This is a genomic window from Streptomyces sp. NPDC046465, assembly GCF_040646035.1.
Classification (GTDB): domain Bacteria; phylum Actinomycetota; class Actinomycetes; order Streptomycetales; family Streptomycetaceae; genus Streptomyces.
The window spans coordinates 66,419-85,603 of sequence record NZ_JBEYZK010000019.1 but is presented as its reverse complement, the minus strand read 5'-3'; the positions used below and the strand labels follow the sequence as shown (position 1 = coordinate 85,603).

Genomic DNA, 19,185 nt, shown 5'->3' with positions numbered 1-19,185 from the left:
CCTAGGCCTCCTGCGCGCCTCGCCGACGGCTCGGAGCTGCGGACGACTCGGTCGCGGACCTGCGCTTGGCGATGAGTACGCCGATCCACACGGAGAGCCCGCGGATCGCGCACACGATCGTGAGAGCGAAGAACAGCGTGAAGACGACGTTCAACAGCATCAGCACTCCGTAGACCATCGCGGACGAGGCGCCGAACATGAACTGGGCCCGCGGCTTGACCGGTGTGGTGCCGGGGTCGGTGATCATGTAGTTGGTGAACAGGAGGAAGGCTGTGCCGGTCATGGTGCCGAGCGCGGCCATCAGCGCGACGTCGAACAGCTCATGGCGCAGGATCGCCTGAATCACGAAACCGCCGAGCCAGCCCACGATCAACGGAATCTTGCCGGTGAGCTTCGCGTTCAGCACCGTGCCGGCGGTGGCGAGGATGACGGGGATCGCGATCCGGAACAGCGAGTTGATGTTCTCGCCGAACTGATAGGGCGGCGCGACGCTGACCCAGGAGCCGAAGCACAGCAGCGCGACGCTGATGCCGAGGTTCGACGGGTTCATGTAGTGGCGCATCCGGCCACCGATCGGAGCCTGGAAGACGTACTTGCCGGTGACGCCGACGGAGATGCCGAAGAGGACCGGCCAGAACTGGTTGTTCGCGTATAGCAGCATGTTCACCGCGAGCGCCGTGATGTGCGCGGGAAGCAGGAACTCGTAGACCCCGCGCATGCCGCGCCCGCGGAAGCGGGGCGTCCGGCGTTGTGCCCACGCGCTGAGTGTCTCGAAGGACAGATCGATGGTGTACGCGCTGGCTACCGCCAGGATCGGCCACAAGGCCGGCTGTTCGAACCCCAGCAGGGTGTAGCCGATGATGTTGAAGACCGAGATGGAGAGGGCGAAGTTGCGCAGGGCGAGGTAGCGCGGATCCTTCCCGGCCGCCTGGGCAGCAGGCGGCTTCGAGTCGGCGCTGGGCGGCTTGGCCGACGACGACGTGGGCGACGGTGAGGCCGCTTCTTCGGGGAGAGGAGACCGTTCGCGGACGTTCCGGTCGACGGGCTTGGGGCTCTGGGTCGTCACGGGACGCTGACCTCCTCGGCCGTGTCGGTGAGCATGAAGGTGTGCGTGCCCGGGGTGAGCCGGACGGTCTGCCGGTGGCGCTCGCCCTGGCCGTCGAGCCAGGCGAGGGTGGCGCTCACCGGCTGGTCCTCGGCGCCCAGGCCGAAGTGCACGTCGAAGGACCGCTTGCCGCTGTGTCCGCTACCGCCGTCGAGTTGGCCTCGCATCGTGCGGCCGTCGGCCGTTCGCACGGTGACTTGCGCGTTGTAGGCGGGTGTTCCGGCTGCTGACAGGTTGCCGCTGTGCTGTCCGTCGGCGGGCCTGAACAGGTGGAGTTCGAGGTAGCGGCCCCTATCCGGTGAATCGTTCCGGTAGAAGGCAGGCGGACCCCACTGCCGAGCGACGGCGAAGTCCAGCGTCCCGTTTCCACGTGTGTCGCCGACGGCGATCCCGCGGGTCGGGATCTTGGAGTCGATGCCGACCTGATCGGCGATGTCGACGTACTTGCCGGAGTCGGCCGGTGCAAACACCCCCATCGGCTGGTGGCCCGCGATGTCGTCGTCGGGGCCCACCTTGGGCCACATGCGGGGCTCTCGCAGGAGAACGTCGTTGCTGGTGGCCAGCTCCTGCAGCCAGGGCCAGCGGTTGTGCTTGGCGCCCTGGACGAATCCGGCGGTCTGCAGGACATCGAGCTTGCCGGAGTTCTGCAGATCGGCACCCTTGATGTCCCAGGCCCAGCCGTGCCAGGCCAGGCCGATCTCTTGTGCCTGCTGGGAGAAGGGGGCATGCCCGGAGCCGAGGTCGGAAGCCATCTTCTTCGGGGTGCGGGCGTCGTTGCGCCACACGTAGTTGCTCTCCTCGAGGCCCCATGCCGTCGTGATGTTGCTGGCAATCATGTCGAACTTGCCGCGGCCGTAGAGGTCGACGAAGTCCACGCCCATTCCCTTGAAGGAATCGTTGCCCAGGACGAATGACTTGGGTGTGGTCCAGCCGCGATTCCCGGTTGCGGTGCCGAACCGGATGTTGCCGGGCTTCGACTTGTTGTAGAACAGGTGGTCGTGTCCGAAGTCGTTTGCCGCATAGACCTCGGGCAGGAGATCGTCGGTGACGTCACCGCCGGCCAGGGCAAGGGTCCATCCGGTCCCTTCGTCGTACGGGATGGCCTTCTTGTCCTCCACGTATACCGGGTGCCCGCCGTCGTTGCGCACCCAGCGCAGCATCCGTATTCCGCCGCCGTTCTTCGCGTTCGACATGGAGTCGTTCATGACGACGTCGTTCTGGCCGTGCGGGTCGAGAACGGAAGAGTTCGGGAAGTAGTTTCCGACCATCAGATCGGGGTGACCGTCCCCGTCGTAGTCGGCTACCGATACGGCGTTGGTGTTCCACTGTTCGCCTGTATACCTGCCCACATCTTTGGCTGTCGGGACCACTTCGGTCGGGCGGTACGACGGAGAGCGACCGGATGCGGATTTGTCTGCCGTTTTGTCTGCCATGAACAGGATCGGTGTGCGTCCCCAGTAGTAGACCAGCAGGTCCATCCGACCGTCGCTGTTGAAGTCGCCGGGTGCACAGCCCATCGGCGCCATCGTCGATTCGACGTGGAGAGGGGCGGCGTCGAGGGCGAAGGGAGTGAATCGGTCGGCTGCCGGAGCGGTCGGAGTGTGGGTGACGATCACCGAGTCCGTGCGGGTGTCCACGAGACACATGCCGTTCGCCCGCCCGTGCCCGGTCAGGTCGTTGATGGCGGCCCCGGCGCCTACGGACGAGATCCACGAACGGATCTTGTGATAGGCGGGGTTGACCTCGCGGACCTTCTCCTTCGGAAGCTTCTCGTAACCGGGCGGCATCGGGATCGGCAGGGAAGCGAACTTGTAGTCCGGTGCGACCTCCGACGGATCCGGCGCCGCGACCGCCGCTCGGGTCACCGCGAACAGGGAACCGGCGAGCAGGACCGCGCAGAGGGCAGGCGTGAGCGTTCGGATGCGTTCTCTCATGAGCCGTCCTTCACCCTGTCGGTGTCGGGCTGTCGAGATGGCGAGGCGGCCCAGCGCTGCATGATGCGGCGACGCCACACCTCGAACGACGCCTGCCCGTCGACCGTGTGTCCCGACGGACGGCTCTGCGTGGCGATGGCGGACGCCTCGGTGACGTGCAGCCCCGTGATGGCCCGGACCGCGGTCTCGGTGTGCGGCTGTGCGATGTGTGCATGTGTACGTGCTTCGGCGGCGAACACCGACCCTTGCGCGAGGGCGGGCCGGTGGCTGCCCGCGCGCTCGGCGAGTTCCTCGAGCTCGTCGGAGGACGTACCGCCCGCGTAGGTCGCGGCCAGCCCGAGTCCGGCGAAGAGATCCTCGTGCCGCTGCGGTGAGAACGCCTCGATCAGCCGCAGCGCTCGGTTCGGATCGGCACCCGCGACGAACCACAGGGCGCGTCCGATTCCCTGGTCGATTACGCGAGGGGCGTACCCGGGATGGTGGTGCGTCGGCAAGGGCGGATCGGGGTCGACGTACTGCCTTCTCACGTATTTGTCCGTGTGAAAGAAGGCTTGGTGGAAGCCGTAGCCGTCCAGGGCCAGCCACGTGAGGGTGGGGTCGCTCAGGCCGGCCGCCGCCGCCCGCCGCAGGGGCCGGGGCAGTCGGGCGAATGACCAGCCGACGCCGACATGGATCATGTAGATGTGTTCGTCGGCCGCTTCGAGGAGGTCGGAGACGTGGTGGCGGTGGCCCAGCGGCAGCGCGTCGCGGATGGCCATGGCCATGGCCGCGCCCTCGAAGGCGAATCCCCGCCGGACGCCGTCGATCCTTGCCAGGGTGGCCGTGGCCTCAACGGCGGTCGAACTCTGGGCCGCGACGCCGAACCCCTCGATGAACGAGCCGCCGGCCCTCTCCAGGCACGCCTTCGCATGGAGGTTGCGTTCTGGAAAGCCACGTTTGCGTAATAAAGCCTGATTCGCACCGGGAGTGAGCGTTATACGACGGATGTGTCCTATCCACGAAACCATGTCAGCACCTCGCGTCCGACTACGCCACGTCACCACGAGACTGGCATCGAACAGACGTCGAGCGTTTCTCGCTCATTGCTCAATTGAAAAAAGATTAGTAATCTCGATGCCCTCACGGTCGTCGCTTGGCAGGCGCGGGGGCGGAGGGGGGCGACCCGGCACGTGGTGGATGGGGGATGTGGATTCCCTGGTTCCTGTTCCGGCAGGGTCAGCCGACCGGCCCGGGCTGCGGGGCGCCCGCAAGCCGCCCCTTATTGCCCATGCGTTTTCACCGCAGCACCAAACTTTTGCGGCAGAGCACCATTCGACTGGACGTCTGCTATTTCTGCGAGCATTGCGCGGCAGCGCAGATTGCGCCGCGCGACGGCGAGCTGCACCTATTTGTAGAAACGCACCCTGTAGATCCCCTGGCACATGTTCGATCACGAGATCGGAGGTAGCCATGTCAGATCCAGTTGCGGACAGCATGATCTACATGTGGGAGAACTGCGAACACCCACTGAGTCTCGGCGACATCGCGACTTCCGTGCGGTACAGCAAGTTTCATTTCGCCCGGAAGTTCAGGAGAGAAGCGGGATGCTCACCTGGACGCTTTCTCTGTGCGGTCCGAATGGCACGCAGCAAACAGCTTCTGTCGACGAGCATGGCAACCGTGTCCGACATTGCGTCTTCGGTCGGCTACCGGAGTCTGGGGACCTTCACGACTCGGTTCACCGATATTGTCGGGCTCACCCCGTCCCAGTACAGGCGCTCGTCTCAAGCCGATCTCACGCTCTTCGACCTCGTCGTGCCAGGCGTCGTTCACGATTTCAACCCGCGTGGTTGCGTCATGGGCCGGCTGATCGGTACTCCGCAGAAACGGGGGACGCGCACCCATGTGAGCGTGTTCTCGAGTACGAGGCCGCTCATGCCGCCGATCGCCGCGAGGTTCGTGGACCCCGAGGGGGGATTCTTCTTCGGCGGTCTGCCGCCCGGCACCTGGTTGATGCGGGCGATCGCGGTCGAGAGGGGATCCGAGGACTCGTTGGCGGAGGCGCTTGTCGGTGTGAGCGAAGAGTTCGACGTCCGGCCGGCCGACCGGATCAGCGCCGACGTCGTGCTGCAGGAGCCCACGACGGGGATGGTGCCCTCGCTGCTCTCGGTTCCGGGGCTGGATCGGTACCTCTCCAGCCTCCTGTGGAGCAGCACCCACCAGCCGGGCTCGGCCTTGACTCAAATGTAAGTCCACACTAACGTAATAATTCGTTAGGGAGCTGTCCTTGACGTTCTGCTGAGGTGCAAGACAGGAGCAGAGTTGATGCAGCCGGCACGAGACACATTCCCCAAACAGCAGGTGGCCTGGACGATCGCGCTCGCCGCCCTCACCAACTTCATGGTGAGTCTGGACAACCTGGTCGTGGCGACCGCCCTGCCGACGCTGCACGAGGACCTCGGAGGGAACGCGGGCAATCTGAGCTGGGCGGTCAACGCGTACACGCTGGCCTTCGCATCGCTGATCCTCACGGGTTCGACCTTGGCCGACCGCTTCGGTCGCCTGCGGGTCTTCTCGATCGGCCTGACGGTGTTCACGGTCGGCTCCATCCTGTGTGCCGTCAGTCCGTCGATGGGGTTCCTCATCGGCGCGCGGGTCGTGCAGGGCATCGGCGGCGGGGTCGTGCTTCCGCTGACCCTCGCGCTCATCACCTCGGTGACCCCGCCCGAGGAACGAGGAAAGGCCATCGGGATCTGGGGTGGCGTCATCGGCATCGCCGTCGCGTCCGGACCGGTCGTCGGTGGCGCGATCATCCAAGGCTTCAGCTGGCATTGGATCTTCTGGCTGAACGTGCCCATCGGGGTCGGCGTCATCGCGCTGGCCCGCCTGCACGTGCCCGAGTCCTTCGGCGGCTCCAGGAAGATCGACCCGGTCGGCCTCCTCATGGCCACCTCCGCGGTCCTGCTCATCGTGCAGGCGCTGATCCGCGCTCCGGAGCGCGAGTGGACCGACACCACGATCCTCGGAGGGCTCATCGCCGGGCCGCTCCTGCTCGTGTGCTTCGTCCTGTGGGAGCGCCGGGTGGCGGAGCCCATGATCAATATGAGCCTGTTCCGAAACCCGAACGTGTCTGCGGGATGCGTTTCCAACTTCATCCTCAATGCCGGAATGTTCGGTCCGGCGTTCCTCCTCACCCAATACATTCAGCTCGGGTTGGGGAACAGCCCCATCGAAGTCGGTGTACGCCTGCTGCCGTGGACCGCGCTGACCCTGGTGATTTCCCCGTTTGTCGGTCAGCTGGCGGACAAGATCGGTGAGCGATACCTGGTCACCGTCGGCTTGCTGTTGCCCGGGGTGGCATTTCTCTGGATCGGCATGGAAATGTCCGACTCGGCAGTGGGGTACGGCAGCCTTTGGCTTCCGCTCCTCTGTGCCGGCGTGGGCACCGCGATCGCGTTCCCCTCGGTCTCCTCCGCGGTGATGCGGTCGGTGACTCCCAAGCAAGCCGGGATGGCATCCGGGTCCAGTGAGACGTTCGCGTACGTCGGCGCGGTATTCGGCGTCGCGATGGTAACCGCGTGGTTCGCCGCATTCGGGGACTACGGCACTGCTGCTAGTATGGCCGAAGGGGTTAGTCCCGCATTGGTCGGGATCGGCACGCTCAGCATCTTCGGATCGATTGTTGCCGTACTAGTCATTCGACAGCAGAAGACGGCGGCGCCTGACCATGACGAGGCTCTCGAAACAGCCGGATGAAGCGTCGACCATCGCGGTCCTGCGGGCGTTCTCGGACGAGAACCGGCGCACCATGCTCGAACTGGTGGCCACAAAGGAATTGTCCGCCGGTGAGATCGCGGGGCACTTCACGGTCACCCGCCAGGCCGTCTCGCAACACCTTCGAGTGCTCAAGGAGGCGGGACTAGTCGAGGAACGTCGCGCCGGCAGAAACCGGCTCTACCGCACGCGGGCCGACGGGATCGAAATACTGCACCAATACTTCAACGACCTCTGGTCCAACAGCCTCGCGCTCGCCAAGGAAATCGCGGAGGAAGCCGAGAGTGACACGCACGGCGACAGCGACCACGGCGGCGATGAATCGGCCAGTCACGGGAAAGGGATGCCCCTCTAGAGCACGGACGGTATCCTGACGGCGTCGCGGACCGTCAAGACGCGCACCGTTGCCGAACAACACCGAGGGCTAGGTCAATGAGCTCAGTGAACGCCGGGCACCCGAGTGTCGTAGCCGACCAGCATGTCGTGCGGGCGAGTGTCGTTGTGAATTGCAGCCAGGAGTCGGCATTCTCGACGTTCGTCGGCAGGGTGGCGGACTGGTGGCCGCTACAGTCCTACTCGCTGGGGCGAGATCAGATCAAAGAAGTCGTGGTCGAGAAGCACGTCGGCGGACGTATGTACGAGGTCCGGGCGGACGGCGAGTGCAATTGGGGTGTGATCACAAGGTGGAATCCGCCGCATGGGTTCGTGCTTCGGTGGGATGTGATCCCCGGTTCCGCGACCAATGTTGAACTGATTTTTGAAAAGCTGACCGACCGTTCGACGCGTGTGTCAATCGAACACACCGGCTGGGAGAATGTCGACCCGGCCCTGCTGCCCTCTGACTGCAGTTACGGGGAAGGGTGGCGCGTCACCCTTTCCCATTTTGCCGAGGAATGCGCGAAGCCTTCCGTTCTTGGGCCGTCCTCCTGATCTCGGGGACGCCTCGTACTCATGACGAGCGCCTGACCGACGCCCGCCGTCGGCTCCAGCAGGAATGTCAGATGTGGCTGTCGACAGGCGGGCGCTCCGGACCGCATCTGATTCCGGTGGCGTACGTCGGTGACGAGGGCGTCCTCGTCACCGCGACCGGCGAGAGCAGCAAGACCGTCCGGAACCTCCGGGAGACCGGGCGGGCACGCGTGGCAGTGGGCACCACGTCCGATGTGGTGATGGTCGACACCGTTCTCGACGGACTCGTGCCGGTTCCAGAGGTCGCCGCGGACGTCGCGGACCGCTTCGCCGCTGTCTCCCACGACCCACGGAAGATGTCGGGCTACCTCTACATCCGGCTCCTCCCTCGCCGCGTTCAGGTGTGGAACGGATTCCACGAGTTCCGTGGCCGGACGGTGATACTCAAGGGTGAGTGGCTGCCGGACCCGGTCGACTGACTCAGCGGTCCGCCGCGGGGGCGGCCTCGGTGGCCAGCAGCTCGTCGGTGATCTCCTCGACGCTTCGGTGCTTGGTCTCGGGCCCGAACCACAGGAACATCGCGGCCGCCAGGAGCAGCGGCACGGCTCCGATGAGCGCGGTCGCGGCGATCGAGGGGACAGTCGTGCTGGCCACGACAACCGCGATGATCAGGACTCCGCCGAGCTTGGTCATGCCGGCCGCGAGGCCCGAGCCGCGCGAGCGCAGCGTCGTGGGGTAGACCTCGGCGGCGTACGCCAAGACGACCGCCGTCACCGAGCTGACGGCGGAGAGCGGCACGATGAGCAGCAGCGAGAGCGCGAAGTGGTGGTCAGCCAGCGAGTCGCCCGCCACCACGAAGCCGCCAAGGGCCAGCGCTGACACCAGCGCCAGCGTGACGATCGTCCTGCGGCTTCCCCACCAGCCGTAGGCCACCGCCACGAGCACGGTGAAGGGGAGCCCGAGCAGCGCCGCGTTGCGCACGACGTAGTCCGATTTCACCGCCGAGTATCCGAGGTGCTGCAGGTTGGTCGGCACCCAGAGCTGAAAGCCGAACGTGATGAGGCCCGCGCCGGCGGCGAGGACCAAGATCGCGAGGGTGGAACCGGCGAGTGGGCGCCGGAGGAGCTGAGAATAGCCGCGCAGGGCGGGTGTCTCCGATGCCGCGGAGGCGCTCGGGGCCTCTTGCACCTCCGCGCCGTACCTGGTCATGATCGCCTTCGCCTCCTCATTCCGGCCGCGGGCGATCAGATAGCGGGGCGATTCGGGGATCCAGTAGTTCAGCGTGATGAACAGCAGTCCCGTCGGTAAGCCGATGAGCCAGAGGATGCGCCAGCTGTAGGTCGGGGTCAGCCAGCCGGACAGCCAGCTCGTGATGAGGTACGCGCCGGCGATGTCACCGCCGATCAGCACCATCAGCCAGCCGCGATGGCGCGCGGGGATCGTCTCGGCCATCAGCGCGAAGGCGATCGGGATCATGCCGCCGACGCCGATCCCCATCATGAAGCACATCAGTAGATTCCACTTGAATCCGGGCATCGCGCCGCAGATCGAGGTGGCGATGAACAGTATTCCGGCCAGCAGAATCGAGGAACGTCGGCCGATGCGGTCGCCAAGGCCACCCCATATCCACGAGCCGATGACGGTTCCGGTGATCCCTGAGAGCGGGAGCCAGGCGACGGGAATGTCCCCGTGCGGATTCGCCGGGGATTTGAGCCCGTACTCCTGGGCGAACCCAGGCGCGACGAAGGCCAGCGTCGCAGGCTTCATGACGTCGATCGTGATCGCGATGGCGAGAACGACGAGCAGCGCGATGTGCTGGCCCCTTATCGGGGCGTCATCGATGGCGGAGACGCGGAGGGACCGCGCCGAATTCCTGATCTGGGTCCCGCGTGGGGGCAGCACGCCGTAGACGACCGCGACCAGTCCGACGGCGATGAGCACCATCCCGGTGATCATGGCGGCATCCGGTTGCATCCCGGACATGACGTAGTGCATGTGGTGCGCCGAGAAGTACATCGGCAGGTGCAGCGCGACGCCCGTGCTGCACGCCAGCACTCCGAACCAGAATGCAGCCGGGTGTTCGAAATCCCCCCGGACGAGATCGAGTTTCCTCATCGCCATGAGCATCCCCCTCATCAGTCGAACACCCTGACGAGATTAGCGGGCTGCGGTGGCGAGCGCCTTCTTCCGGGTTTCCCCGGTCACATTTCAGCAATCGTGGAGAAGTCGGGGCCTCTGTCAGGCGCCTGACGTGCAGACGAGAATGCTCAGCGGACTCGGTGTCGCGATGATCTCGTCGAGTTGAAGATCGGCGTTCTCGAGGAGTTCGCGGAATTCGTCGGCCGTACGCTCCGCGCCGTTGAGGTTGATGAGCATGTTCAGATCCTGGAACTTGCTGAGATCGGGTTCGTTCGCGGGCCGGACCACACGAGTGATGATCAGTAGCGTCGCGCGGTCGACCATCGCGTCCCGGCAGGTACGGAGCAGCTGCGTCGCGCGTTCGTCGTTCCAGTCGTGGAGAACCGATTTCATGATGTAGCAGTCGGCTCCGGACGGGATCGTGGAGAACATGTCCCCCGCGATCGCCTGGCACCGGTGCCCCAGCCCGTTCGCGACGAATTGGTCGCGGGCCTCGCGGGTCACCTTCGGTTGCTCGAAGAGGATGCCTTCGACGTGCGGATACTTGTCGACGATCGCGGCCAACAGGGTTCCCTGTCCGCCGGCGACGTCAACAACCGTGACGGCGCCCGAGAAGTCGTAGTGGTCGAGGATGGCGCGGACTTCGGCCATGGAGAACGCGCTCATCGATGACTGGAACAAGGTGTGCGCGTCCGCGTGCGTGGCGAGGTACTCCCACAGCGTCATCCCGAAGACGTGCTCGAACGCCGGCTCCCCCGTTCTGACCGTGTGTCCCAGATTGCCGAGCGTGGGCCACTGCAGGTCCGAGCCGATCAGGCGTGCGACGGGCTGCAGCGAACCGGGGGCGTCGGAGCGCAACAACGCGCCGGTAGCCGTGAGTTCGAAGGAACCGTCGCCGCGTTCGTGGAACACCCCGATGCCGGCCAGGGCCCGCAGAAGCCGGTGCATTGCCCGAGCATCGCACTGTGTGGCGTGGGCGAGGTCGGACGGCCGCTGTGGCGCCTCATGCAGGTAGTCGGCAATCCTGAGATCGGCGGCCACCGCGATGCACTGTGCGGCGTAACAACCCATCAGCAGCGAGAACATCTGCTGTCGAGGGCTTGCGGCAGGAGCCGGACCGCCCGCGGACGACGCCGACTCTGATCCCTTGCGGCCACCAAGCTCTGAAGTCATGGTTGTTCCGATCGCTGATCAGGTCGTCGTCACAGGCGAGTCAAACAGAAGACCGGTCCCACAGGCCGATGGTGTTTCCGTCCGGGTCGGTGAACGCCGCGACGTTGCCGAACCCGGGCAGCTCGGTCGGCTGCATGACGATCGCCCCGCCCAGCTCCTCGGCCCGCTTCAGCGAGGCACCGAGGTCAGGCGCGTGGAAGTACACCCGGACGCCGGCCTCGCCCATGGCCGGACCGATCCCGCCGATCACGGACCCTTCGCCGGACTGGGTGTCGACGAGGGCGTATCCACCCATGTCGGGTAACTGGTTGACGTTCCAGCCGAACAGGCCGGCATAGAACGACTGGAGACGCTCGGCGTCCTCGGACGAGGTGATCTCGAAGTACGCGAGTCGCTGGCCCATCCCGTGCTCCTCCCAGATAGGTACTACTTCTTAAGTCAGTCTGAACTTACCTTACGGCGATTCGGGCCGTCAACGGTCCGCAGCGTGAGCTTGCCGGAGTCCGCATCGGTGTCGACTCTGACTGTCTGGCCGGCTTTGACACGTTCGGCGAGCACCATCTCGGTCAGCGGATCCTCGATGTGTGTCTGGATCGCCCGACGCAGCTGCCGCGCCCCTTCCTTCGGGTCGTGCCCGTGGTCCGCCACGTGCTCGCGGGCGGCCGCAGTGACTTCGATCGAGATGTCGTTGGCGCTCAGCCGGTCGTCCAGGCCGTTCACCAGCAGCCCGACGATTGCCAGGATGTCGTCGCGCGACAGCTCGGGGAAAACGATGATGTCGTCGAGTCGGTTGAGGAGTTCGGGTCTGAAGTGCTGTTTGAGTTCGGCGGTCACCACATGCTTCAGATGCTCATAGCGACGGTCGCTGTCGCTGTCGCTGTCGGTGAAGCCGAGACGGCTTCTGGCGAGATCGCGCGAGCCGAGGTTGGTGGTGAGGATGATGACCGTGTTCGTGAAGTCCACCCGTCGGCCCGCGGAGTCCGTCAGATGCCCTTCGTCGAGCACCTGGAGCAGTGTGTTGAACACATCGATGTGGGCCTTCTCCACCTCGTCGAACAACACGACCGAGAACGGCTTGCGGCGGACGCGTTCGGTCAGCTGTCCGCCCTCGTCGTGGCCCACGTACCCGGGTGGCGCACCGACGAGTCGTGAACCCGTGTGGCTCTCGCCGAACTCGGACATGTCAAACCGAACCAGATTGTCCTGGTCGTCGAAGAGGAACTCGGCCAACGCCTTGGCCAGCTCTGTCTTACCCACGCCTGTCGGGCCGGCGAATATGAACGAGCCGGCCGGCCGGCGCGGGTCCCGGATTCCCGTGCGGGTACGTTTGATCGCTTTGCTGACGGCCTGGATCGCCTCGTCCATGCCGACGACGCGCCGGTGCAGCCGATCTGCCATCTGGCCGAGCTTCTGCGACTCGTACCGGGACATCGTCGACACCGGCACGCCGGTCTGTTGTGAGACGACCGCCGCCACGTCGTCGGCCCCCACATCGTTCGATGTCGAATCGAGCCGGAGCGCGACTTCCGCCGCGGCCTCATCCATCAGGTCGATCGCTTTGTCGGGCAGGAACCGTGTCGGCAGATAGCGGCAGGACAGGTCGACGGCCGCCTTGATCGCCGCGTCAGCGATGGCCACTTGATGGTGCGCTTCGAACAGCGGCTTCAACCCGTGCAGAATGGCGACGGCGTGGTCCGGGGTGGGTTCGTCCACGTTGATCCGCTGGAAACGCCGGTCGAGAGCCGAGTCCTTCTCGAGCGACTTGCGGTACTCGTCGTGGGTGGTCGCGCCGATGAGCTTCATCTCGCCGCGGCTGAGCATGGGTTTGAGGATGTTCGCGGCATCGATCGACCCCTCCGCGGCACCTGCCCCGACCAGCATGTGCACCTCATCGATGAACACGATGATGTCGCCGCGGCCCAGCACCTCCTTGAGGACGTCCTTGAGGCGTTCCTCGAAGTCGCCTCGGTAGCGCGAACCAGCGATGATCGACGCCAGATCGATTGAGTAGAGCTGCTTGTCGGCAAGCGACGGGGGGACCGCACGGTCAACGATGTTGCGGGCCAGTCCTTCCACGATGGCTGTCTTCCCGACACCGGCATCCCCGAGAAGCACGGGATTGTTCTTCATGCGCCGTGAAAGCACCTGAGTCAGCCGCCGAATCTCCGCGTCCCGGCCGATGACGGGGTCGAGTCTGCCGTCGGCGGCTTGGCGAGTGAGATTGACACCGAACTGATCCAGGAGCTGCGATCCCGCGGGCTTGAATATGGCCGGTTCGACCGCGGTGGGCCGGAGTTCAGTCGTTGCGTCCGTCGCCATGGCAGCAAGAAGCTCGGAACGCAGATTCCCTGGGTCGAGTCCGAGGCTGAGCAGAATGTCGACGCTGAGGTTGTGTGGCGTCTGAGCGAGGAGGGCAAGCAAGATGTGCGCGGGCTCGACCGTGGGGTCACCACGGCGCTCAGCCTGGCGAATTGCGGCGCGGAGCACGTCGGTGGCCTGCGGGGTCGTGTGCAGCTCTGTTGCCGGACGAGGTTCGGATTCCCCGAGGATGAAATGGACCTTCTCATGGAGCGTGTCCACGGAAGCTCCGTTGTCCTGGAGAACACGCGCCGCCGCCCCTTGCGCGTGATCGGCCAGTGCGAGGAGCAGGTGCTCGGGGCCGACGTAGGGATGATTGAAGCGTTGCGCCTGCCCTTCGGCCAAGCTGAGCACCTGGTCGGCGGCGTCGCTGAACTTGTCGCGCATAGGCCTTCCCCGGCTACTGATCGATAAGGCTGGACATGATGTAAGGAGCGGCCTCGATCTGGAAGTCCATGTGCGGCGCCAGCTCATTGACGGTTCCCTCGAGGGCGATCAGGCACAGCAACGGGAACATCATCTCGGGCTCGGCGTAATAGCCGTTGCTCTGCTGGATCTGGAACAGCCGCGCGGCGAAGCGGGGAACAGAGAAGTTCGCGACATCGAGTTCGGCGGACTCCTCCACGAGCCGAACGACCTCCGCCTGGAACCGAACCAGGTTCTGATCGTGGTGGTCGACCCCTTTCGTCGTGGTGAGCAGGATCTCCGCGCACTCCTGCCCGCGCCCGGTCACCATGCCGCCGAAGAACCGGGTGAACCGCTCCCGGGAGAAGTCGCTGAGCACGTGCGCGAACCCGACGTCGAGCAGGACGAGCCGCCCGTCCGGGAGCAGGTATGCGTTTCCCTGGTGCAAGTCGATATGCACGAAACCATGCACGAATACGAGTTCATACATGGCGCGGACCAGCGTGGTGATGCCCTTGTCGCGCAGGCTCGGTGTGGCAGTCGCGAACGTCTGACGGTCCAGGCCGGCGATGAACTCCATGGCGAGCAGTTCCGAGTTGGAGTACGCGTCGGACGGTGCCGGAATGACGATGTGTGCTTCGTTCTTCAGGACCCCCCGAAGCCGGGTCAGCATGACGCGTTCACGGTCCAGGTCGAGCTGGTTGAACACGGCGGCACACAGATCATCGACGATCGCGACGACCGGGCTGGCACGCATCCACGGCGTCTTCGCACACACCCGCGCGAACCAGCGCAGCATGGCCGTGTCGACAGGCACCTTCGCGACCGCGTCGGGCCGCCGTATCTTCAATGCCACCGGAGCGCCGGGTTCGGGCTCCCACCGGTATACGCAGGCGATCGATCCGCTCGCCACGGGGCCCTTCGCCACCGCCGCATAGGCGCTCGCCGGCAACGGCGGATTCGAACGTTCGAGCACCGCGAACGCATCAGCGATGCTCATCGCGGCGACGTCGTCCTGCAGCCGCGACAGCCGGTGGGCAAGTCGTGGACCGATGAGGTCCGATCGGGTGGCCAGCAGCTGGCCCACCTTGATGTAGGCCCCTCCGAGCGACTCGACAGCCCGGACGAGGGAATCGCTGGCCGCGTCCCCCGCCCGTCTCGGATGTACGAGTGCCGCACCGGCCACTCGCGCCGTCGCTGTCGCCACGGACACGAGCCGAGCCGTGGCACGCACGGCGTCCCGGCCCCGATTCGCCGCACGCTTCATACCGCCCCCGTGCCGAAGAGTTGTCGATGTGCCTCGTCCAGGAGTGGAACGGCGTCCTCGACGCCGGGATGCCGGGCCAGCGCGGTGACCGGAGTGACCCGTTCGAAGACCGTCGGTTTCTTGACGCCTGCCCGACCGACCCGCAGCCGTACGGGCATGCCGTGATCGGCTTCGCTCCCGAACTCCACGACCTGCCACCAACGTTCGAGCACGTCGTCCCGGTGCACCAGCCGAGCCACCGGTGTCTCCTGATCCTCGACGAGGAACTCGGTGACCGCCACGTCGGCCGTTCGGTACGTCACCTGGGACGACGCACCGAGCGACGTCGCCCACGACGACTCATCCGAAGCCACCTCGACACTGGCCGTGGGGAGGAGACTGGGGCAGATCGTGCGCATGAGGTCCAGATAACTGATGTCGGTCAGCGGGAGGCAGTCGAACATCTGCGGCCGGTCGATCTCCTTGGGGGCGCGCATCGTCGGGATGAAGGTACGGACGCGGCAGCCACCGGGCCGCGTCAGGTCTTCCCAGATCGCCACCTCGGTACGGCTCAGGGTCTGCGGGGCGTCGATCCGCACCGCGGTCAGGAACCGGTGGTCGAGCGCGGCGCGAGCGAAGGTGTAGCGCATCGCGCGATGACCTATCGAGGAGGAGACACCGAATGCGTACGCTGTGAGCGGGCCCGCGCCCAGGTTGACGCAGGCCCGTCCACGATCATTCACCGCCGGTTGCTCCTGCCTCAGGCGGTGATGGTTGCGAACTCGACCGGGCTGGTCGCGTTCTTCACCGGGATGTGGTGCAGCAGGGCACCGATTTCGAGGTCCGCCGCCAGCAGCGTCCCGACCCGACGATCGCCGTCGTACAGCGCGTACGACGTCGACGTCCGGGACACGTCACCGATCGGCGGAACCATGTTGACGCGCGACTCGACATCGACGCGGACGTCGCCCGTGTCGATGACGGCGCCGAGGTTCTCGATGTCGAACCGCGGATACAGCGCGGTCACGCAGTTCTTCATCGGGGTGATCTCGGGGTCCCTCGGGCCGGGGACGAGATTCGGCGACACAGTGGCGCCTTCATCCTTGGCCGGACTGTTGGTCACCCTGATCTGCCCGAACACGTCGCTCTCGCCGACGACCTGCAGCGAGAGGAACTGTGCACCGATGGTTGCCGTGCGCCACGTGAGCTCGGTCTCGCCCTCGGCGCCGATCCGCGGCTCGTGCCGGCGGTAGACGCCGATGCCGTGCAGGTCGACCAGGTCCTCGCCGAGCCCGTCGATCGAAACGTGGATGCGCTCGCGGACGGTGAAGGCCTCGAGTGCGGCCGGACCCAGGGTGTAGGGACGGATGGTGTAGAGGTCGCCGCCCCACGCGAGTTCGTGTCCCTTGACTACTTCGGCGTTGTGCAGCGCCGAACCTTCAGCGCCCTTCACAGCCGCGCCCTCGCGCAGCTCGTGCATGAGGCTCATCAGATCCTCCAGTTGAAGTTTTCGCGGTCTGGTTGAACCTGTTGTGTTTTGTCTTGGGCCGAGCCTGGATCAGGACTTGTGCGACAGCGACTGCATCAAGCCCTCCAGGGCGTCGATGACGTACGCGAAGTCGATGATCCGCTCGGGCAGTTTCGTCGAGCCCGCGGTCCGGTCCGCGAGCTCGACTTCGAGTACGTCGATGAGCCGCTCAAGGTTGTTGTGCGAGATGGTCACCGGGAAGTAGCGGAGCTGCTCCGCGTACTTCGGGTCGGCCATCGGCGGGCCGGGCTCGATGCCACGGTCGGGTCCGTAGGCAGCACGCCAGGCTTCCTGAACGGCCCTTTCGTAGTCGAGGAAGGAGCCTCGGAAGTAGGGCAACCAGATCGCGCGAAGATCCCGCGCCGACATGCGGCCCCTGACGAATGCGGCGGCCGCGGGCACCACTGTGGAGCGGTACTCCTCAAGCAGAGCCGTGGTGTCGAGACTGCGAGGAGCGGCGAGGTCGGTCATGGCGGTTCCTTCCGCGAGTCGTCGGGCGGGCGGCGCCGCCATCGGAGGGCTGCGGGGTGGGCTCGCGACGGGGAAGGGGTCTTCCGGCAACCTTTCGCCGTCCCGGCCACCGCACACACGCGCGTCATCAAGAGACCTGAGCAGCTGCGTACCACTCACTAGATCACTCTTTTTTTCTGTAGTCAATAGCGGCCGCATGGGATCGGCGGACCGTGCCGGAGGGTTGACTCGGTCACGCAGCGGTATTACGTTCTCGATTCTCAAACATGTAGCTACCTATGGGCGGGCAACTTCAGGCTGGAGTGCGCAGATGACCGGCATCGCCGAGTCGACCAGGCAGAGGTTCGGTGAGATGAGCGCGCTCTTCGCCGACCCGTATCCGCTGTACCGACACCTTCGTGACAAGGAGCCGGTCAAGTTCTCGCCCGAACTCAATGCCTGGGTGGTCAGCCGGTACGACGACGTCAAGGCGGTGTGCGGCGACCCGGAAACGTTCTCGTCGCAAGGGCTGACGCGCCCCTTCGACGAACCGCATCCCGAGGTCGCCGCAGTGCTGGCCACGGGCTACCCGATGGTGCCGATCGCGATCAGTACGGATGGCGAGGCGCACGCGAGATTCCGCTACCCGTACGTACAGGCCATGGCCCAGACCCGGACCGACGAATTCAGCTCGGTCCTCGACAGCGTCGTCGACCGACACCTGGACCGCATCGTTCCGCTGGGGAAGTGCGATGTGATCGCGGATCTGGCCCGGCCCGTCACCGTAGAGGTCATCCTGCGCTTCATGGGCATCTCGGCAGACCGCATCGAAGACGCGTCCCGGTGGAGCAAGGACCTCGTCTCGTTCCTGTTCGCGCCCGCCGAGCTGGGCGAACGCTTGCGTCAAGCACGCAATCTGGTGGCGTTCCAGCACTTCATCGCCGCCGAGATCGAGGAGCGTCGAGCTCGGCCCACCTCCGACGTCATCAGCGTCATGGTCCACGAGCAGCTCCCCGGCGCCGAACCCCTGTCGATGAACGAGATCGTCAGCGCCCTGTGCGGGCTGGTCATGGCAGGGCACAAAACGACCATCGACACCGTGGGCAACGGCATGGTCGTCCTCCTGTCGGAGCCCGCCCGTTGGGCACACCTGTGTGCCGACCCGTCGACCATCCCGACCGTCGTCGAAGAGATCCTGCGCTACGACGCCCCCCTGCAAGGCCTGTGGCGGACGACGACCCGGGACACCACCCTCGGCGGCGTATCCCTACCGGCCGGCGGCAGACTGTTCGTCCTCTTCGGCTCCGGCAACCGTGATGAGAACGCGTTCGACTCTCCCGACCAGGTGCGCGTCGACCGGACGCCGAACCGGCATCTGTCCTTCGGACACGGCGCGCACTTCTGCGTCGGGGCGCCGCTGGCGAGGACCGAGGTGCGAAAACTCCTCGCGAGCCTCGCGGAACGGCTCCCGAACCTGTCGCTCTCGCCGGAGTTCACCGGCGAGCGTCACACACCCGTCCTGGGGTTCCACGGCTACATCCGGCTGCCGGTCGAATGGTAATGACCACCCTTCTGCCTACCAGGCTAGGAGCACGTGATGCCACACATCACCGTTGACGCCGGGATGCCCGGCATCTTCGGGCTGTTCCATTACCGCCCCGAAACCGCCAAACCACTCCTCGAGTTCTGCGAAGCACTGCTGCGCGACGACACCTCCCTCTCGCGGGGCGAGCGTGAGCTCATCGCGGGGCATGCGTCCAACCTCAACGCCAGTCCGTTCTGCGCCAACGGGCACTTCGCGATCGCGGCAGCCCAGTTGGACGACGGCGACGCCGTCGTCGACGGCGTCAGGTCACGATCAACCGACCCTGCGATCAGCCCGAAGATGAGGGCGTTGCTCGACATCGCGACCAAGGTGACCGCCGACGGCAAGAGCGTTCAGGACTCGGACGTCGCAACGGCACGCGCGGCCGGAGCCACGGAGCGCGACGTGCACGACGCGGTCCTCATCGCTGCCGCCTTCGCCATGTTCAACCGCTATGTCGACGGACTGGGCGCCGTAGTGCCCGAGGACCCGGAATTCTACAAATCCATGGCCGCGGGACTCGTCAGTCACGGGTACGCCGCCGGTGTCCGGGCCAGGACCGAGCGCGAGTCGGCTTAGAGCCTCGAACGGACCGGAATG

Annotated in this window: 18 protein-coding genes; 7 read left to right on the top strand and 11 right to left on the bottom strand. The window is 65.6% G+C overall.

Features of this window, described 5'->3' with window-relative positions; genetic code table 11:
• Position 1: 1 nt before the first annotated feature.
• From ABZ953_RS28045 to ABZ953_RS28035, 3 genes are read right to left on the bottom strand one after another with little or no spacing between them, the layout of a single operon-like run.
• On the bottom strand, positions 2-1,066 hold the full coding sequence (locus ABZ953_RS28045) for an enediyne biosynthesis protein (protein ID WP_361729086.1): 1,065 nt from the start codon (positions 1,064-1,066) through the stop codon (positions 2-4).
• Entirely contained in the window at positions 1,063-3,039 is a 1,977-nt protein-coding gene (locus ABZ953_RS28040) for a CRTAC1 family protein (protein WP_361729083.1), read from the bottom strand. The genes ABZ953_RS28045 and ABZ953_RS28040 overlap by 4 nt, the downstream gene beginning before the upstream one ends.
• Positions 3,036-4,046, bottom strand: a complete 1,011-nt coding sequence (locus ABZ953_RS28035; protein ID WP_361729080.1) for a DUF1702 family protein — start codon at positions 4,044-4,046, stop codon at positions 3,036-3,038. Before ABZ953_RS28035 ends, ABZ953_RS28040 begins: the two co-directional genes overlap by 4 nt.
• On the opposite strand from ABZ953_RS28035, the gene ABZ953_RS28030 reads away from it, so the two are divergent.
• The 5 genes from ABZ953_RS28030 to ABZ953_RS28010 all read left to right on the top strand — a co-directional run bounded on the left by ABZ953_RS28030 (position 4,024) and on the right by ABZ953_RS28010 (position 8,180).
• The gene (locus tag ABZ953_RS28030; RefSeq protein WP_361729333.1) at positions 4,024-5,268 is read left to right on the top strand and encodes a helix-turn-helix transcriptional regulator; all 1,245 of its coding nucleotides are present in this window, start codon (positions 4,024-4,026) and stop codon (positions 5,266-5,268) included. The genes ABZ953_RS28035 and ABZ953_RS28030 overlap by 23 nt on opposite strands.
• 75 nt (positions 5,269-5,343) lie before the next feature.
• Positions 5,344-6,774, top strand: coding sequence for an MFS transporter (locus ABZ953_RS28025; RefSeq protein ID WP_361729077.1), 1,431 nt, complete (start codon positions 5,344-5,346; stop codon positions 6,772-6,774).
• The gene (locus ABZ953_RS28020; protein ID WP_361729075.1) at positions 6,746-7,147 is read left to right on the top strand and encodes a metalloregulator ArsR/SmtB family transcription factor; all 402 of its coding nucleotides are present in this window, start codon (positions 6,746-6,748) and stop codon (positions 7,145-7,147) included. The genes ABZ953_RS28025 and ABZ953_RS28020 overlap by 29 nt, the downstream gene beginning before the upstream one ends.
• 77 nt (positions 7,148-7,224) lie before the next feature.
• A complete protein-coding gene (locus ABZ953_RS28015) occupies positions 7,225-7,722 on the top strand; it encodes an SRPBCC domain-containing protein (RefSeq protein WP_361729072.1) in 498 nt (165 codons plus the stop codon).
• Positions 7,686-8,180, top strand: coding sequence for a pyridoxamine 5'-phosphate oxidase family protein (locus ABZ953_RS28010; RefSeq protein WP_361729069.1), 495 nt, complete (start codon positions 7,686-7,688; stop codon positions 8,178-8,180). The genes ABZ953_RS28015 and ABZ953_RS28010 overlap by 37 nt, the downstream gene beginning before the upstream one ends.
• Before the next feature lies 1 nt (position 8,181).
• On the opposite strand, the gene ABZ953_RS28005 is transcribed toward ABZ953_RS28010, so the two are convergent.
• The 8 genes from ABZ953_RS28005 to ABZ953_RS27970 all read right to left on the bottom strand — a co-directional run bounded on the left by ABZ953_RS28005 (position 8,182) and on the right by ABZ953_RS27970 (position 17,021).
• A complete protein-coding gene (locus tag ABZ953_RS28005) occupies positions 8,182-9,816 on the bottom strand; it encodes an MFS transporter (RefSeq protein WP_361729066.1) in 1,635 nt (544 codons plus the stop codon).
• Positions 9,817-9,939: 123 nt separating this feature from the next.
• Positions 9,940-10,926 (bottom strand): methyltransferase, encoded by a 987-nt coding sequence (locus ABZ953_RS28000; RefSeq protein ID WP_361729063.1) that lies wholly within the window; start codon positions 10,924-10,926, stop codon positions 9,940-9,942.
• Positions 10,927-11,053: 127 nt separating this feature from the next.
• Positions 11,054-11,416: a VOC family protein gene (locus tag ABZ953_RS27995; protein ID WP_361729060.1), complete on the bottom strand. Its 363-nt coding sequence runs from the start codon at positions 11,414-11,416 to the stop codon at positions 11,054-11,056.
• A 35-nt stretch (positions 11,417-11,451) separates the two neighbouring features.
• A complete protein-coding gene (locus ABZ953_RS27990; RefSeq protein ID WP_361729057.1) occupies positions 11,452-13,758 on the bottom strand; it encodes an ATP-dependent Clp protease ATP-binding subunit in 2,307 nt (768 codons plus the stop codon).
• 13 nt (positions 13,759-13,771) lie between these two features.
• Complete coding sequence (locus ABZ953_RS27985; RefSeq protein WP_361729054.1) at positions 13,772-14,863, bottom strand: AarF/ABC1/UbiB kinase family protein; 1,092 nt, start codon at positions 14,861-14,863, stop codon at positions 13,772-13,774.
• A 176-nt stretch (positions 14,864-15,039) separates the two neighbouring features.
• Complete coding sequence (locus tag ABZ953_RS27980) at positions 15,040-15,672, bottom strand: hypothetical protein (protein WP_361729052.1); 633 nt, start codon at positions 15,670-15,672, stop codon at positions 15,040-15,042.
• Between the two features lie 110 nt (positions 15,673-15,782).
• Positions 15,783-16,502, bottom strand: coding sequence for a DUF6073 family protein (locus ABZ953_RS27975; RefSeq protein WP_361729049.1), 720 nt, complete (start codon positions 16,500-16,502; stop codon positions 15,783-15,785).
• A 78-nt stretch (positions 16,503-16,580) separates the two neighbouring features.
• Positions 16,581-17,021, bottom strand: coding sequence for a hypothetical protein (locus ABZ953_RS27970; RefSeq protein WP_361729046.1), 441 nt, complete (start codon positions 17,019-17,021; stop codon positions 16,581-16,583).
• A 310-nt stretch (positions 17,022-17,331) separates the two neighbouring features.
• Here ABZ953_RS27970 and ABZ953_RS27965 point away from each other — a divergent pair, with 310 nt between their 5' ends.
• Complete coding sequence (locus ABZ953_RS27965; protein WP_361729043.1) at positions 17,332-18,561, top strand: cytochrome P450; 1,230 nt, start codon at positions 17,332-17,334, stop codon at positions 18,559-18,561.
• 36 nt (positions 18,562-18,597) lie between these two features.
• A complete protein-coding gene (locus tag ABZ953_RS27960) occupies positions 18,598-19,164 on the top strand; it encodes a peroxidase-related enzyme (RefSeq protein ID WP_361729040.1) in 567 nt (188 codons plus the stop codon).
• Positions 19,165-19,185 lie beyond the last annotated feature (21 nt).

What these genes read in the sequence shown, in the direction of transcription:
- ABZ953_RS28015 (WP_361729072.1), top strand. Translation starts at nt 7,225, where the DNA reads ATGAGCTCAGTGAACGCCGGGCACCCGAGTGTCGTAGCCGACCAGCAT.
- ABZ953_RS28020 (WP_361729075.1), top strand. Translation starts at nt 6,746, where the DNA reads ATGACGAGGCTCTCGAAACAGCCGGATGAAGCGTCGACCATCGCGGTC.
- ABZ953_RS28000 (WP_361729063.1), bottom strand. Translation starts at nt 10,926, where the DNA reads ATGTTCTCGCTGCTGATGGGTTGTTACGCCGCACAGTGCATCGCGGTG.
- ABZ953_RS28005 (WP_361729066.1), bottom strand. Translation starts at nt 9,816, where the DNA reads ATGAGGAAACTCGATCTCGTCCGGGGGGATTTCGAACACCCGGCTGCA.
- ABZ953_RS28030 (WP_361729333.1), top strand. Translation starts at nt 4,024, where the DNA reads ATGTGTCCTATCCACGAAACCATGTCAGCACCTCGCGTCCGACTACGC.
- ABZ953_RS28010 (WP_361729069.1), top strand. Translation starts at nt 7,686, where the DNA reads ATGCGCGAAGCCTTCCGTTCTTGGGCCGTCCTCCTGATCTCGGGGACG.
- ABZ953_RS27990 (WP_361729057.1), bottom strand. Translation starts at nt 13,758, where the DNA reads ATGCGCGACAAGTTCAGCGACGCCGCCGACCAGGTGCTCAGCTTGGCC.
- ABZ953_RS28035 (WP_361729080.1), bottom strand. Translation starts at nt 4,046, where the DNA reads ATGGTTTCGTGGATAGGACACATCCGTCGTATAACGCTCACTCCCGGT.
- ABZ953_RS28040 (WP_361729083.1), bottom strand. Translation starts at nt 3,039, where the DNA reads ATGAGAGAACGCATCCGAACGCTCACGCCTGCCCTCTGCGCGGTCCTG.
- ABZ953_RS28025 (WP_361729077.1), top strand. Translation starts at nt 5,344, where the DNA reads ATGCAGCCGGCACGAGACACATTCCCCAAACAGCAGGTGGCCTGGACG.
- ABZ953_RS27995 (WP_361729060.1), bottom strand. Translation starts at nt 11,416, where the DNA reads ATGGGCCAGCGACTCGCGTACTTCGAGATCACCTCGTCCGAGGACGCC.
- ABZ953_RS27970 (WP_361729046.1), bottom strand. Translation starts at nt 17,021, where the DNA reads ATGACCGACCTCGCCGCTCCTCGCAGTCTCGACACCACGGCTCTGCTT.
- ABZ953_RS27960 (WP_361729040.1), top strand. Translation starts at nt 18,598, where the DNA reads ATGCCACACATCACCGTTGACGCCGGGATGCCCGGCATCTTCGGGCTG.
- ABZ953_RS27965 (WP_361729043.1), top strand. Translation starts at nt 17,332, where the DNA reads ATGACCGGCATCGCCGAGTCGACCAGGCAGAGGTTCGGTGAGATGAGC.
- ABZ953_RS27975 (WP_361729049.1), bottom strand. Translation starts at nt 16,502, where the DNA reads ATGCACGAGCTGCGCGAGGGCGCGGCTGTGAAGGGCGCTGAAGGTTCG.
- ABZ953_RS27980 (WP_361729052.1), bottom strand. Translation starts at nt 15,672, where the DNA reads ATGCGCTACACCTTCGCTCGCGCCGCGCTCGACCACCGGTTCCTGACC.